We start from the raw sequence: 15478 nt of genomic DNA on the forward strand, positions 1-15478 counted from the left end.
GCCCCGCGCGGCGTTCGGGGTGCACCGCCGCCTGCACGCCCTGGAGGCCGAGGCGGACGCCTGGTGGCGGCGCGTTCTCGCCGAGCCGGCCGACCCGGCGCGGGCCCGCGCGATCCTGCACGAGGCCGCGGACCTGTTCACCCGCGTGATGGTCCCGCACACCATCGGCACGATGCTCGCCCCCGCCTTCTTCACCCAGCTCGCGCAGCTGGCGGCCAAGGCCGGTCACCCCGGCCTCGAGCTGCGCATCGCCACCGGCCAGTCGGTGGACGAGACCGAATGGCTCGCCGAGCTCTGGGCGATCGCCCACGGCTCCGGCGACCTGGCCCCGTTCGTCGCGCGGCACGGCTACCACGGACCCGACGAGGGTGAGCTCTCCGCTCGGGTCTGGCGGGAGGACGACGGGCCGCTGCGCGCCATGGTCGACCGCTTCCGCACCCAGTCGGCGGAGCAGGCCCCCGCGGCCGTCGCCGCCCGTCGCGAGGCCGCGGCCGCGGACGCCGAACGGATCCTGCTGGAGGCGCTCTCGCCCCTGCGGCGTCCGGCGGCGCGGACGCTGGTGCGCATCGTCCGCCACTTTCTGCCCCTGCGCGAGAGCGGGCGTGCGGCGTTCCTGCGCGCCGTCGACGGCGCCCGCGTCGCGGCGCGCACCCTCGGCGCGGATCTGCACGCCACCGGCGTCCTCAAGGAACCCGAGGACGTCTTCTTCCTCCGGCTGGACGAGCTCACCGGTGCCCTGCCGCCCGGCGTGGCCGACGTCGTCGCCGAGCGCCGGGCCCGGTTCGACGAGTACCGCACCACGCGCCTCCCGGACGCGTGGACCGGATCGCCGGAGCCGCTGCCGCTGCCTGAGGGGGCGTCAGGTACGGACGCGGTCGCGCTCACCGGGTTCGCGGTCAGCCCCGGCGTCGTGGACGGACCGGTCCGGGTCCTGCGCCGCGCGGCCGAGCTCGACCAGCTCGAACCCGGCGAGATTCTCGTCTGCCCCCTCACCGATCCGAGTTGGTCGCTGGGGTTCGTCGTCGCGGCCGGCCTCGCCATCGACGTCGGCGGGCCGCTCTCGCACGGCGCGATCGTGGCTCGCGAGATGGGGCTGCCCTGCGTCATCAACACGCGAACCGGGACCGAGGTCCTCCGCACCGGTGACCGCGTCCGCCTCGACGGCGGCGCGGGCACTGTCACCAAGATCTGAGGGAGCGTCATGGAATACCCGCACAACGTCGACCCCGTCGAGGACCTCACCCACGCGATCCCGTCGGGCGTGGACCTGTGGAGCGAGAACTACTTCTTCGGCTGGTACGACCCGCAGGCCGAGGTCGGGCTGTGGAACCACCTCGGGCGCACCCCGCACGACCCGACGACGTGGCGCGGTCTGATCACCGTCTACCTGCCGGGCGGGAAGCTGCTCATGTCCAGGACCTACGGGCGCGGGCCGCAGACCCCGGGGGAGTCCGGTCCGTCCAACGGGACCCTCAGCTTCCGCTGCGACGAACCGCTGACCACCTGGACCGTGACCGGCGACGCGATGGCGCGCCCCACCGACATCGACGAGCTCGGGTCCGGTCTGCTGACCGACCGTGAGGTCGTCCCCGTGCAGTTCGAGTACCGGTTCGACGCCCTGACGCCGCTGTGGGACCTCGGGGCCGCGGACATGTCCGACCAGTCCTGGGCGCACCGCCACTACGAGCAGCCCGGCCGCTTCGCCGGGCGGCTGCGCTGCGGCGATCAGGAGTGGGAGCTCGCCGGCACCGGCATCCGCGACCACAGCTACGGGCCGCGAAACTTCGCGAACTTCCGGCGCGGCTCGTGGGCGCACGCCGAGTTCCCCTCCGGGCGCTCGTTCGTCGCCCTGCGCATGTGGGACAACGACGACGTCGTCGCCCTGAACCGGGGCTTCATCTGCGAGGACGACAAGCTCCGCGAGATCACCCCGCTCGACATGCCGACGTTGGAGAGCGCCGGCGCGGACCCCCGGGCGATGACCGTCCGCCTCGACGACGGCGGCCGGGAGGTCGTGATCGAGGTCGAGGTCCTCTCCTCGATGACCCAGACACTCAGCGAGCCCAACGAGGTTCTCCAGGGCGTGGACCGCACCGACCCGCGGATCAAGATTCTCAACGACGCGATGGTGCGCTGCCGCTGGGACGGCGAGGAGGCCTACGGGCTGTGCGAGCGCAGTCGGCGGATCGAGGACCTGGGCGCGTCGTGAGCAGACTGCCGTGGCGGTGCCGGGCGCTGGTGCCCGGACTCGTTCTCCTGCTGGTCGCGACCGCCTGCGGCACTCGCCTGGACCACGAGTCCGTCGCCGCGGTCGGCAACGGCGACGCCCCGGTCGACCTCTCTCCGCCGGCCGGTGCCCCCGCCGCACCGGCTGCCGTCGGGGCCGCGACCGTCGATGCCGCGACGCCGGAGCCGGCGACCGTTGCCTCCGCATCGGTCGGCGCCGCGGCACCGTCGGGCCCGACCGTCCACGATCGCCGCGGCGGGAGCGAACCCGCCGCCGTCGCTCCCGCGGCTCGCCCCGCTGCGGCCGGGAAGTGCGCACAGCCGTTGGAGCCGGTGGTCCTCGGTCAGACCCTCGCGACGTCGGGGCTCGTGGGAGCGACCATCGGGGGTCTGCGCGCCGGCCTGGCGATCTGGGCGAAGGACGTCAACGCTCGCGGCGGTCTCGAATGCCACCCGGTGCGGCTCATCCAACTCGACGATGCGTCAGACCCGGCCCGCGTGACCGCGAACTGGAACTCGCTGATCCACGACCGCGGTGCCGTCGCGATCGTCGGGGGAGGCGTCCCGATCGCGATCGCCGCGCTGCGAACGGCCGCCGAGCGGGATCGCGTCCCCGTCGTCGGCGGTGACGTCACTGCCGAGGACTGGGTGCAGAGTCCGTACCTGTTCCCGACGGGCGGGGCGCCGCTGACGTCGTACGACGGCGGCGTGATCGACGCCGCCCGGGTCGCCGAGGGCCCACGCAAGGCGGGACTGTTCTACTGCGTCGAGGCGTCCATCTGCACCGGGCTGAAGAACAACTTCCCCAAGAGTGCCGAGCGCGCGCAGGCTGCGCTCGGGCCCATCGCGGCGACGTCGCTCACCCAGCCGGACTACACGTCCGAGTGCCAGACGATGAAAGCCGCCGGCGTGAACACCCTCTTCCTCGGCCTGGACGGGTCGGCGAGCATCCGGGCCGCGCGCTCGTGCGCGTCGCTGAACTACTTCCCGACGATCTCCATGGGAGCGATCGGTCTGTCGGCGGCCGCCGCGGCCGATGCCGGGTTGCGTCGCAACAAGACCTTCCTCGGCAGCGGCGTGGTGCCGTACACCACGACCGACACCCCGGGCATCCGCGCGTTCCACGCGGCCACGCAACGCTGGATGCCGGCCGGGCCGATCGATCAGCAGACCCTGCTGGGGTGGGCCGCCGGCAAGCTGCTCGAAGCCGCCCTTGCGCAGGTCTCGGGCCCGGCGAGCGGCGGGGCCGTCACGACCGACCTGATTCTCGACGGGCTGTGGCGCCTGAAGAACGAGAAACTGGACGGGATCAGCCCCGGGGCGACCTTCACCCGCGGTCGGCCCGCGACGGCGGTCGACTGTTACTACGGTCTGCGGTTGGACGAACACGGGTTCGGGGCGGTCGCGGGCAGCCGCCCGACATGCTTCGATGCCTCTCACCGGCCTGTCACCCGTCTCACAGGTTCTCCGGGGCCGCACGACGGGTAGGTCCGACCGGTACGACAACGAGAGGTGGACATGGGTCAGGTCGTGGTCACGCGTCCGGTGGAGGCGGGACCGCCGGTCCTCACCCTGACCGGGGAGTGGGACGCGGCCGACGAGCAGCTCGGGGAGTCACTGCTCGCGCACCTGACGGTCGGCGACGGTCACCTGGTCATCGACATGCTCAACGTCTCGTTCATCGACTCCTCCGTGGTGCGGGCACTGGTGGCCGTTCACCGCGAAGCGGCGGCCCGCGACGGGTGGGTCCGCCTGGTCTACACCCACCACGTGATTCGGCGGGTGATCGAGATCTGCGGGTTGACCGAGCTGTTCCCCCAGTTCGGCTCGGTCGAGGCGGCGATGCGCGGCCACGAGCGACACGGTGGCGAAGCCCTCGCTGTCGAGGACGGACGGACGAGATGAGCAGTAACCCCTTCCGAGAACGACGACTTCTGCTGAGCGCCGACCTGGCCTCGGTGACGCACGGCCGGCATTTCGTGCGGGACACCCTGCTCGAGTGGGACCTCGCCCGCCTGGTCGAGGACGCCGAACTCGGCGTCAGTGAGCTGATCGCCAACGCCGTCCGGCACGCACGCACGGACGTCACCCTCAGCATCGCGGCCGCCGACCGGGTCACGATCTCGATCGCCGACGGCGAGCCGATGCTGCACCGCCCGTTCGTCCCCGGCGGCGACGAGATCCCCGAGTCGGGTCGCGGCCTGAAGATCGTCGCCGCCGTCTCCGACGACTGGGGCATCGAGGCCCGGTCCGGCGGCAAGGCCGTCTGGTTCAGCCTGATGCTGCCCGACAGCGCGACCGCCGACGCCGACCTGTTCGCGATCCACCGCTCGGCCTCCGCCGCCGGCCAGGGCGACGCCTCCTCGAAGGCGGGCGTCGGCTGAGCGTCGACCGCTTCGCCGCCGACGCCGGACTGGCGTTGGCGGGGACGCTGAACCTGCGCCGGACGCTCGGCCGCGTCGTCACCCTCGCCGTCCCGCGCCTCGCCGCGTGGGGAGCCGCTCTCGCCCCGGACGGCTCGGTCCACCGCGTCGTCTCGGTCGGGACGGGCGCTCCGCGTGAGCACTCCGCGCCGGGAATCCCCGCCGCCGCCCGGCATCCCGGTCGGCGGCCGCTGGACGACCCCGCCCTGCTCGAAGAACTCGGCGCCGACCCCGCGCTCGCCAAGGAACTCGCCGACGCCCCGACCGTGCTGATCACCGTCCCCTTGCAGGCCTACGGGTCGGTGACCGGGACGCTCGTGCTGGCGCGACGCACCGACGTGCTCGGCGACGTCGACGCCGCCGACCTCGACGCGATGACCGACGCCCTCGCGGCCCGGGCCGCGTTCGCCGTCGCGTCCGCCCGGATCTACGAGGAGCGCGCCGCCCTCGCGAGCACCCTGCGCGCCGCGCTGCTGCCGCCGGACCTGCCGGAGGTCGAGGGCGTCGAACTCGGCGCGCGGTACCGGCCGGCTCAGGAGGCGACCGCGATCGGCGGTGACTTCTACCAGGTCTACCCCTGCGGCGGGTCCTGGGCGTTCGACATCGGCGACGTCTGCGGCAAGGGCGTCAACGCCGCCGTCCTCACCGGGCAGGCCCGGCAGTCCCTGCGCACCGCGGCGCTCGTCGAGACCGACCCGGTGCGCACCCTGACCGTCCTCAACGACGCGATGCTCGCCGTCGACGGCTCGAAGTTCCTCTCGGTCGTCCACGGGCGGTTCGCCCGCGGCGACGGCGGCGTCACCCTGCATCTCGCGACCGGCGGGCACCCGCCGCCGTTGCTCCTGCGGCGCGACGGGACCGTGCAGACCGTCGAGACGACGGGCATGATCGTCGGCATGCTGCGCGAGGCGCGTTTCCGCGCCACCACGGTCGAGCTCGAACCGGGGGAGACGTTGCTGCTCTACACCGACGGCGTCACCGAGGCGCGCGTCGGCGACGAGTTCCTCGGGCCGACCCGGCTGGCGGCGATGGTCGGCGACTGCGTCGACATGACCGCGCAGGCGATCACCGAACGGATCGAGCAGCTCGTCCTGGAGTACCTCGACGGCCGGTCCCACGACGACATCGCGTTGCTCGCGCTGCGGGCGGAGGACACGTGACCGTGACCGCCGCCGAGCTCTCCGCCGACGTCCGCGACCGGTACTGGGACGCCTTGTGCCGGGGCGACCGGACCGCCGCCGTCGCGGCCGCCCTCGGCGAGCTCGAGCGGGGTGTCCCGGCGATCCAGATCTTCGACGAGCTCGTCCGCCCGGCCCAGCTCGAGGTCGGTCGGCAGTGGGCCACCAACAGCTGGGGCGTCGCCCGCGAGCACGTCGCGACGAGCATCTCCGAGGACGTCGTCGCCGCCCTCGGCGCGCGCACCGTCTCCGGCCCGGCCCGCGGGCGGATCGTCGTCACCTGCGTCGAGGGGGAGTGGCACGCGCTGCCCGCGCGCATCCTGTCGGAGTCGCTGCGCCTGTCCGGCTGGGACGTCTCCTACCTCGGCGCCTCGGTGCCGGCGCCGCACCTGGTCTCGTACCTGCACGACCTCGGCCCCGACCTGGTCGCGCTCTCCTGCTCGGTGTCGACGTCGCTGCAGCGCGCCCGGCGCATGATCGAGGCCGCGCGCGGCGCCGGCGTCCCGGTCCTCGCCGGGGGCCGCGGCTTCGGCCCCGACGGCCGCTGGGCCCTCGCCCTCGGCGCCAACGGGTGGGCCCCGGACCCGACGGCCGCCCTCGCGCTGATCGAGTCCGACTCCTGGCCGGCGTTCACCGACCCCGCCCCGCCGCTGGAGCACCCCGACGACGCCCACGTCCGGCTCCGCGCCGCCCACGCCGACCTCGTCGACGCGACGATGGCCGAACTCGCCCGCCGCTTCCCCCCGATGGCCGCCTACGGCGCCGAGCAGCGCGCCCGGACCGTCGAGGACATCGGCTACATCCTCGACTTCCTCACCGCCGCGCTGTTCCTCGACGACGTCGAGCTGTTCACCGACTTCGTCGGCTGGCTCGCCGAGATCCTCACCGCCCGCGGCGTCCCCGCCGCCGCCGTTCAACTCGGCCTCGACGCCCTCGACGCCGTCCTCGACGCCGTCCTCGACACCGCCACTGACCGCCCGTCAGACGCCGCGACCGCCCCCGCCGCCACCGCCGCCGACTGGTCCCGGACGCGGTCCTTCCTCGCCTGTGGAAAAGAAAGGGTGACACCCCTTACTGCGCAGTAAGGGGTGTCACCCTTTCTTGACACCGGCCGGGCATCGCGCCCCGGTCAGCAGCAGTGCCGGTCAGCAGCAGCGCCGGTCAGCAGCAGCGCCGGTCAGCAGTGCGGCCGGTCAGCAGTGCGGCCGGTCAGCAGTGCGGCCGGTCAGCAGCCGCCGTCGATCGCGGGGACCGCAGGGGTGGTGACGTCGACGCGGCCGGTCACGAGGCGGTCGACGAGGCAGTCGCGGGGGGCGCCGCCGCCGGAGACGTCGCGGTCGTCGCCGCCGCCCCCACCACCGGAGCCACCGCCGGAACCACCGTCGTCACCGTCGTCGGGGTCGCCGGTGCCGCCGCCCGTGCCGTCGTCGGGGTCGGGGAGGGTGAAGCGCAGGACGACCTCGCCGTCGCCGGGGTCGCTGGCGACGCCGAAGGACACGCTGTCCGGCCCGAAGCCGCTGCCGCCGCCCCCACCGCCGCCGATCAGCGACTGGAGATCGGCGCCGGCCCCGCCGCCGCCGTAGTAACCGCCGCCCCCACCACCGCCGCCGGTGAGGACCAGCGCCGCGCCGCCCTGACCGCGCGAGCCGCTCTCGCCGGTCAGGATGTTCGGGATCAGGCCGGCCCCGGCACCGCCCTCGGTCTGGGTGCCGCCGAACCCACCGTTCGGGGCGTCGCCCCCGGTGGTTCCGCCGCCCGCGCCCGCCTCGGCAGACCCGAAGAACCCGCCTCCGCCGCCTCCGCCGCCACCGGCGGCGATCAGCGGGTCGTCCGCGGCCGGGTCGGTCCCGGCCACGCGGACCTCCGAGCCGCCGCCGCCGCCCCCGCCCTGCAGGGCGAGGACCAAGACGTTGAGGGTGGTGCCGGCGGCACCCCCGTGCGCGCCGCCGGCACCCCCGTCCGCGCCGTCCTGGCCGGCGCCACCGACGCGGATCTCCAGGTCGGTCGCGGGGTCGACCGGCACCGTCGCCGTCGCGGTGCCGCCGAGCCCGCCGGGCGTCACGAGCGGCTCCGGCAGGAACGGCGAGGCGGTCTGCCCCGAGCCGCCCGACCCGCCGCGCACCGCCATCTCGACGCTGGTGACGCCGTCGGGCACGTCGAGGGTGATCGCGCCCGCGGTGTCCGTGAAGGTGCAGGTGACGTCCAGCCCGGCCTGCGCGCACTCCGACGGCAGGGCCGCCCATGCCGATCCGGCGGGGAGCAGGACGCCCGCCCCGGTCATCAGGACGAGGCTGCTCGCTCCGGCCGCGGCCCGTGCCGCTCGCCTCCGCCCTCTGGTCCGTGCCTGTGCCGCCACCGGCCGCTCCTTCCGATTTCCCGCCCGCCCCGTGCGTGCGGTCCGTACGTTGCGTGCGGACTCTGTCACGGAAAGTTGGGAATGTGCCGAAAGGGCGCCCCGGGACGCGCGGAGGGCCGCCACCCCACGGGGTGACGGCCCTCCGGCAGTTCTGCCGCTCAGCCTGGCCGGCAGGCCGGGGCGGTCAGAGAAGTGAGCAGGTCAGATCGCGCGAACGTTCTCGGCCTGCGGGCCCTTCGCGCCCTGGGTGATCTCGAACTCCACCCGCTGGTTGTCCTCCAGCGTCCGGTAGCCGTTCGACTGGATGGCGCTGTAGTGAACGAAGACGTCCGCGCCGCCGTCGTCCTGAGCGATGAAGCCGAAGCCCTTCTCGGCGTTGAACCACTTCACGGTGCCCTGGGTCATGCTGGATGTGCTCCTTCAAAAGCCGTGCGCACTGCACGATCTGACAGACCTCGCCTCGAGGCCCCAGGCCGTCGGCATCACGTGCCCCCGAAAGACAAAACGCCCTCCGGAGGTGTGTCTCCGTGGGCGTTTCAAGAACGTACGGGGAACTGCTTCGCCTTCAACCTGCCTGGGACGCTAGCACAGGAAGTGGCGCAGGACACCCCTCCGGACGATCAATCCCGAGAGCGCGGAAACGGCATCCGAACGGCGCAGTGCGGTCGCCATGGGTGCAAGCCGCTCTTACCGTGCGTTCCATGATCACCGTGCGTCACACGCGTCAGGAGACGTCCTCATGAGCTCGGGACGCCGGGCCCGGGCGGCCGCCGACCGACTGCGCGCCCTCCCGGGGGAGGAGCGTCCGGTCTCCCTCCCCGCCGCGAAGTGGCGCTCCGCGCTGCCGGACGACGCCTGGCCCGCCGGATTCCCGAAGAGCGGTCAGGTCTGGCGGCAGGACGTCTTCGACGTCGCGACCCGCTGGCGCGAGGACCGGGCGAGCGCCCGGCAGCTGCTCGCCGCCGTCCTGATGTGGACCGACGGCGAGCAGGCCTCCGGCCGGCGCCGGGCCGTCCGCGCCCTCGCCGACGACCCCGCGGGTGACCGCCTCGAGGCGGCGCTCGCCGGCCTGCGTGTCGAGCGTCCCGGCACCGCGGCCCTGCGTGCGGCCTACCTCGCCCTGCGCACCACGTCGCGGCTGCCGGACCTCGACTCCGACACCTGCACCCGACTGCTCTACTTCGCCGGCTACCGGCGGGGCGTCGGCGGCGTGCAGCCGCTGATGCTCGACGAGACCATCGCCGGCCGGCTCCCGCGGGCGGCGGAGATCTCCAGCCCGGCCAGCCGCGGCTCTAGCCTGGAGTGGGTCCGCTACATCGCCTGGGCCGCCCAGCAGGCGGCCGACGACGCCGTCGAGCCCGACCGCGTCGAGTTGGACCTCACCGCCGGCGGGCTCCGCTACGGCGAGGGTGGCCGCGCGGTCCGGACCGAGGAGGTCCGGGGACGGCACGCGCGGCGCTGACCGCGCTGCCGGCCGAGGCGCCGACAGAAGCGCCGGCTCAGTCCTGCGGGGCCCGCCCCGCGGGCTCCAGCGCCGGCTCGGCCGGGGTCTCGGCGGTGCGCACCGGCGCGGCCGCGGGGCGCTCGGCGGGGACGATGCCGTAGTAGTCCGGCTTCCGCGCCGCCCGGCGCTGCTGGATCCGGCGGACGGGATTGAGCCGGTACCAGGGGACGATGTGGTCGCCGCAGAGGTAGACCACGAGCGCCAGCAGCAGGCAGGCGATGATCCCGTCGATCCAGTAGTGGTTCGCGGTGCCGACGACGGCCATCGCCGTGATCGTCGGGTGCAGCAGCCACAGCCAGCGCCAGCGGGTCTTGAACGCGGCGATCAGGCCGACGGCGACGAGCATCGCCCAGCCGACGTGCAGGCTCGGCATGGCCGCGTACTGGTTGATCAGCGACTGAGCCTCGGGGTCGTCGCCGTAGACGTTGGGCCCGTAGATCGCGGCGGTGTCGACGAAGCCGTACTGGGTGAGCATCCGCGGCGGCGCGAGCGGGAACAGGATGTGCCCGAGCAGGGCGATCGCCGTCATCGCGATGATCGCGCGGCGCACCGGCGGGTACAGCAGCGGTCGGCGCAGGTACATCCAGATCAGGAACGCGCCCGTTCCCGGCAGGTGCACGAAGGCGTAGTAGCTGTTCGCGAACTCCACCAGCCACTGCATCGGGAGCATCGCCTGCTGGGCGTGGAGCTCGTTCGGCAGCCGGGCCCAGCGCTCGAGGTCCCACACCCGCTGTGCGTTCTCATAGGCGAGATTCACGTCCGAGGTGTGGACGACGCGGCCGAACTTGTAGATGGTGAACAGCACGAGCATCGCGATCAGCTCGCGGCCGAACCGGGTGACCGCCGAGGCGCGCACGCGCGGCACGCGGGGACGCATCAGGGACTGCCGTGCGGCGTCGGCCACAGTCCCTCCGTCCGTCGTCCCGGGCCGAAGCCCAGGAAGCCCAGGAACCGACCCGCGGCCGGATCCTGGGGGAATCGCCCGTTACGTCTTGGTGAGCGTAACGGAGTGTGGTACAGATCCCACCGCTCTGGCCAGAGAGAAAACCCGCTCGAAACCGGGTTTTGTTCCGTCGCCGGGGGCCGCAGGTCCGCACCGTCGTCGAACGCAGCGTACGAAGGAAGACTGACCGTGGCTACAGGCTTGAAACGACGATCTCGAAAGACATGTCACGTTCCGCGGCGTCGGCGGCGGGCCTTGGGGGGCTCCGCGTAAGTCCCGTCGGGCTGTCGCACCCACGTGACCAGCGCATCTGCCGCCGCGTCGGCGCGCAGGGCAGCCCGCAGCGGGCGCCACCACGTGGTGACCGGAATGGTCGGGAGCACCCGCACGACGCTGGGTTGGTGCAGCGCCGAGAGGCCGGCCAGCGCCGCGGTCACCGCGGGCGCGTCGAGCGTGCGTCCGCGCCGCAGCACGAGGGCTGCGTGCAGCTCCTCCGCCGGCGGGGTGTCACGGTCCGTATCCGCGTGGACGCCGTACGCAGCCACGATCTCGACCGCGTCGAGCGCGCCGAGGGCGTCCTCGGCCGGCGCGGGCGGCACGGTGCCGCCGGCGGTGTGGACGAGGTCGGCGAGCGCGCCGATCAGCCAGTGGTCGCCGTCGGCGTCGCGGCGGAAGACGTGGCCGGTGGAGCGCCAGGCGTCGCCGGGGGCGAGGACGTCCCGGAGCGCGTTCGGTGCGGTGGGGGAGCAGCGGGCGACCAGCAGCCCGGGCTCGTCGGTGGCGCAGCGCGCGCCGACGCCGTCGAGGTCGCGCCGGAGCTCACCGGTCGCGAGGTCGCAGGACACGACCGCGACCTCGGCACTGCCCGGGATCGGGCGCCCCTTCGCGCCGACCTTGCGGCCGGAGAGGTTGGCGAGGACGACGTCCTCGCCGCTGGAGGCGAAGAACTCCAGGACACCGGCGGTCGGGAAGCGGTCGACCGTGCGCAGCCAGAGCCAGGTCGGCATCCCGGACCCGACGAACAGGCGCACCGGGTGGTGCCGCTCGCCGGGGACGCGGTCGGCCTCGATCAGGTCGCGCAGCAGCGTCCAGGTGTAGGAGACGACCGTGACGCCGTAGCGGCGGACCTCGGACCAGAACGTCGCCGGGTCGTAGGAGGTCGCGAGCGCGAGCCGTGACCCGCCGGCCAGGGCCCCGCCGACGCTGGTGAGCAGACCGGCCGCGTGGTGCAGCGGCGTGACGCTGTAGACGGTGTCGGCCGGGGAGAGCTTCGCCGCCGACGCCGTGCCGTAGGCCGAGCGCGCCCACTGGCCGTTGGTGATCCGGTGGCAGCGGGTCGACGTGCCCTCGCCCGTGAACAGCAGGAACGCGAGGTCCGAGGCCCGGCCCGGGTTCGGGACGTACCACTCGGGGATCTGCACGAGGGCCGGCGTGATGCGCTCGAGGTCGGTGATGCCGGGACCGAGCGTGCGCGGGGCGCCGCCCCCGCCGAGGACGTAGACCGAGACCTTGCGAGCCGCCCGCGCCGCGCCGGCGTGCTCGGGGTCGGCGATGATCCGCTTCACGTCGCCGAGGCGGGCCTCGACCGCGGTCGCGCCGTCGGGTCGGAGCATGACCGCGACCGCGCCGATCCGGTTCAGCGCGGCGGTCGCGACGAGCGCACTGGGCCGCGTCGACATCAGGACCCCGACGTGCTCGCCGGGCCGCACGCCGATCGAGAGCAGTCCGCGCACGACGTTGTCGACGCGGACGCCCGCGTCGGCGTAGGTGTGCCCGCGGCCGTCGAAGACGAAGAAGTGGTCGGCCGCGTTGTTGCGGGTGCGTTCCTCGAGGAGAGCACCGACCGAGACGCGCTCGTCGGCCGTCAGCCGTTCGAGGCGGGCCAGCCGCGGCAGCACGTGCTGGGCATCGCCGGCGAGGCTGGCCAGCGCGCGCAGGCCGCCGGCCGCGGCGCCGAGCCCGGAGCGCGCGACGGCGACCGCGTACCCGGCCACGTCGACGCCGGCGTGCAGCGGCGCGGTGCTGGGGCGCGGCTCGAACTCGGCGTCGACGTCGAGGACCTCGATCGCGGCCGGCCGGTCCTCGGGCTGCCCGCCGCGCAGCTCGCGCCAGGTCACCCAGTCGGCCACCCGCGGCCAGGTGGCGCGGCTCGCGCCGGCGCCGACGACCATCCCGAAGTGCCCGGTCGGCACCTCGACCTCGAAGGTGTCCGCCTTGGGGGCGGCGCGGGCGATCGCGCGCACCGACGGCGGCGGGGCGATCGAGTCCAGCGACCCGACGAACGCGAGGACGGGGCAGGTGATGTCGGCGAGGGTCGACATCACGTCGCCGATGACGAAGCCGCCCTGCAGCATCCGGTTGTGGGCGAGGAAGTTCTTCACGAACTCCGCGATCGCCGGACCGGGGTAGGCGACGTAGCCGTTGTTGTCGAGGAACTGCCGCTGGCCCTCGCGGGGGAGCAGGGCGTCCCGGTCGTGGAGTTGGAGCAGGAACTGCAGACGCGCCCGCGTCGACTTGACCGGGTCGAGCAGCCGGAAGCCGAAGCGGCTCGCCCAGGCCGGGAGGCTCACGTGGACCAGGACGTGGTCGGCGAGCAGCCCCGCGACCTCGGTGATGACGTCCTCGGCCACGACGCCGAACACCCGCGTGGCCCGGGAGTCGACCGGTGAGCCGAAGGTGATCAGGCTCGCGATGCCGGAGCTGCGCCGGTACGCCGCGACCTGGTACGCGAACATCCCGCCCTGCGAGTAGCCGGACAGGTGGACGTCCCGCTGCGTGTGCGCGCGGACGAGGTCGACCGCCTCGTTGACGGCGAGGACGTGGTCGACGACGGTCCGCTTGAGGCCGCCCTCCTCCCGCTCCGGCGCGCCGAAGTCGACGACCCAGGGGTCGAGCCCCGACTCGTGGAGGAAGCGCACCGCGCTGGTCGAGGGCGAGACGTCGTAGACGTCCGCGGACATCATCAACGGCGGCACGAGCAGGACCGGGGCGCCGGAGTTGACGTCGTCCGGGAAGTACCGGCGGAGCCGGAACATCGACCGGCGGGCGACGACGGAGAACTCGCTGGGCAGCTCGCCGGTCAGCAGTCCGCCGTACCGGATCACCTCCGACGCGTTGGCGACCGTCGCCCCCAGCTGGCGTACGGGTCCGGTCAGGCGGGAGAGATCCACGGGGACAGTGTGGCGTAGGGAAAGCCCGCTTTTCCGGGGGGTGCTCGGGGGGCGGAGCCCCCCGAGTGTCTAGATCCAGGTCTTGAACCACATCCGGTCCAACCACTCACCGCGCGGCAGGGACCCGCCGGTGAGCAGCGGATACAGGTAGAAGAAGTTGAGCACGACGGCGAGCACGAGCGCCCCGGCGGCCCAGGAGCCGAGCTGGCGCCGTCGCCGTTCCCGCTTGCTCGCCCCGACCCCGGGGGCAGGCCCGACCAGCGCCCCGAGGGCCATCGTCAGGCCGAGGACGAGGAACGGCAGGAAGGAGATCGCGTAGAAGAAGAACATCGGGCGGTCCTCGTACCGGAACCACGGCAGCCAGCCGGCCGCGACGCCGCCGAGAAGCGCGCCGGCCCGCCAGTCCCGCGCCCCGGCCCAGCGCCAGAGCAGCCAGACCAGGGCGACGGTGGCGGCCCACCAGAGCATCGGCGTCCCGATGCCGAGGACCTCGCGGACGCAGCGCCGGGCCTCGCAGCCGTGCTCGCCCAGGTCGTCGTCCTCGGACCAGTACGCGACCGGCCGCGCGAGGACCAGCCAGCCCCAGGGGTGGGACTCGTACGGGTGATCCTCCGTCAGGTTCGTGTGGAAGACCCGCATCTCGTCGTGGTAGTGCCACAGCGATCGGAGCGCGTCCGGGATGAACGGGAACGCGGTGTCGCGGCCAGCCGCCCACTGGCGCGACCAGCCGCCGCCGGTCGCGAGCCACCCGGACCAGCTGACGACGTACACGACCGCGGACAGGCCGACGAGCGAGACGAACGCCGGGACCGCGTCGCGGCGGAGCATCGAGCGCAGCGGCTTGGGCTCGCCGGCGACGGCGCGGGCGCTGCGGTCCCAGAGGACGGCCAGGATCCCGAACAGCGCGAGAAAGGGGAGCGCGCTCCACTTGGTGCCGACCGCGAGGCCGCAGCACAGGCCGGCCGCGATCCGCCAGGGCCGGACGCCGAGACGCAGCCGTTCCCCGGCCCCGCCCCGGTCGACGAGGCGTTGGGCGCGTTCGAACGCATGGTCGCGGTCGACGAGCAGGCACGCGAACGCCGCGAGCAGGAAGAACGAGAGCGAGCCGTCGAGCAGGGCCGTCCGGCTCATCACGACCGCGAGCCCGTCGACCGCGAGCAGGAACCCGGCCAGGCAGCCGAGCACGATCGAGCGCGTCAGCCGGATCCCGACCCGGGCGATGAGGAAGATCGACGCCGTCCCGATGACCGCGACCCCGAGCCGCCAGCCGACCGCGTCCAGACCGCCGACCTTCTCCCCGAGCGCGATCACCCACTTCCCGACCGGCGGATGGACGATGAACGTCGCCCGGTCGAGCAGGATGTCCTCGTCGCCCCGGACCAGCTTCGCGTCCGCGCCGCGGGCGTATGCCCGCTCGTAGCCGTGGTTGAGGATCGACCACGAGTCCTTGACGTAGTACGTCTCGTCGAAGACCACCGCGTTCGGCCGGCCGAGGTTCCAGAACCGCAGGAACCCCCCGAACACCGTCACCAGCAGCGGCCCCAGCCACGCCCAGAGTCCGGTCGGCATCGGCCCGAGGGACCCCCGTACCCGCACGGGGCCCCCTGGCGTGCTCACGGCCAAGATCGTAGGGAGCCCCCACCCGCCGTCCCGCGCCCCCGCGCCCGGTGCCCCGCCC

The 15478-nt window shown here is 73.7% G+C and carries 13 protein-coding genes; 8 read left to right on the forward strand and 5 right to left on the reverse strand.

The window, feature by feature from the left end; all coding sequences use genetic code 11:
- The 7 genes from ABD401_RS01200 to ABD401_RS01230 form a co-directional block, all read left to right on the forward strand.
- A partial coding sequence (locus ABD401_RS01200; RefSeq protein WP_344600706.1) for a PEP-utilizing enzyme occupies window positions 1-1192 on the forward strand: 1192 nt, incomplete at its 5' end.
- Between the two features lie 9 nt (window positions 1193-1201).
- Window positions 1202-2209, forward strand: coding sequence for a DUF7064 domain-containing protein (locus ABD401_RS01205; RefSeq protein WP_344600708.1), 1008 nt, complete (start codon window positions 1202-1204; stop codon window positions 2207-2209).
- Complete coding sequence (locus ABD401_RS01210) at window positions 2206-3714, forward strand: ABC transporter substrate-binding protein (RefSeq protein WP_344600710.1); 1509 nt, start codon at window positions 2206-2208, stop codon at window positions 3712-3714. Before ABD401_RS01205 ends, ABD401_RS01210 begins: the two co-directional genes overlap by 4 nt.
- Window positions 3715-3744: 30 nt before the next feature.
- Entirely contained in the window at window positions 3745-4131 is a 387-nt protein-coding gene (locus ABD401_RS01215) for an STAS domain-containing protein (protein ID WP_344600712.1), read from the forward strand.
- On the forward strand, window positions 4128-4610 hold the full coding sequence (locus tag ABD401_RS01220) for an ATP-binding protein (RefSeq protein ID WP_344600714.1): 483 nt from the start codon (window positions 4128-4130) through the stop codon (window positions 4608-4610). The genes ABD401_RS01215 and ABD401_RS01220 overlap by 4 nt, the downstream gene beginning before the upstream one ends.
- A gap of 35 nt (window positions 4611-4645) precedes the next feature.
- Window positions 4646-5809: a PP2C family protein-serine/threonine phosphatase gene (locus ABD401_RS01225; protein ID WP_344600716.1), complete on the forward strand. Its 1164-nt coding sequence runs from the start codon at window positions 4646-4648 to the stop codon at window positions 5807-5809.
- Complete coding sequence (locus ABD401_RS01230; protein WP_344600718.1) at window positions 5806-6912, forward strand: cobalamin-dependent protein; 1107 nt, start codon at window positions 5806-5808, stop codon at window positions 6910-6912. The genes ABD401_RS01225 and ABD401_RS01230 overlap by 4 nt, the downstream gene beginning before the upstream one ends.
- Window positions 6913-7052: 140 nt before the next feature.
- Here ABD401_RS01230 and ABD401_RS01235 read toward each other — a convergent pair whose 3' ends face one another.
- Window positions 7053-8108, reverse strand: a complete 1056-nt coding sequence (locus tag ABD401_RS01235) for a glycine-rich protein (protein ID WP_344600720.1) — start codon at window positions 8106-8108, stop codon at window positions 7053-7055.
- A 276-nt stretch (window positions 8109-8384) separates the two neighbouring features.
- Window positions 8385-8588: a transcription antiterminator/RNA stability regulator CspE gene (cspE, locus tag ABD401_RS01240; RefSeq protein WP_019873279.1), complete on the reverse strand. Its 204-nt coding sequence runs from the start codon at window positions 8586-8588 to the stop codon at window positions 8385-8387.
- 334 nt (window positions 8589-8922) lie between these two features.
- On the opposite strand from cspE, the gene ABD401_RS01245 reads away from it, so the two are divergent.
- Window positions 8923-9645, forward strand: a complete 723-nt coding sequence (locus ABD401_RS01245) for an 8-oxoguanine DNA glycosylase OGG fold protein (RefSeq protein ID WP_344600723.1) — start codon at window positions 8923-8925, stop codon at window positions 9643-9645.
- 37 nt (window positions 9646-9682) lie between these two features.
- On the opposite strand, the gene ABD401_RS01250 is transcribed toward ABD401_RS01245, so the two are convergent.
- The 3 genes from ABD401_RS01250 to ABD401_RS01260 form a co-directional block, all read right to left on the reverse strand.
- Complete coding sequence (locus ABD401_RS01250; protein WP_344600725.1) at window positions 9683-10591, reverse strand: phosphatase PAP2 family protein; 909 nt, start codon at window positions 10589-10591, stop codon at window positions 9683-9685.
- A 266-nt stretch (window positions 10592-10857) separates the two neighbouring features.
- Entirely contained in the window at window positions 10858-13800 is a 2943-nt protein-coding gene (locus ABD401_RS01255) for an alpha/beta fold hydrolase (RefSeq protein ID WP_344600727.1), read from the reverse strand.
- Between the two features lie 69 nt (window positions 13801-13869).
- Complete coding sequence (locus ABD401_RS01260) at window positions 13870-15417, reverse strand: dolichyl-phosphate-mannose--protein mannosyltransferase (protein WP_344600729.1); 1548 nt, start codon at window positions 15415-15417, stop codon at window positions 13870-13872.
- Window positions 15418-15478 lie beyond the last annotated feature (61 nt).

Origin of the sequence: Sporichthya brevicatena, from assembly GCF_039525035.1 — a bacterium.
Taxonomy (GTDB): domain Bacteria; phylum Actinomycetota; class Actinomycetes; order Sporichthyales; family Sporichthyaceae; genus Sporichthya; species Sporichthya brevicatena.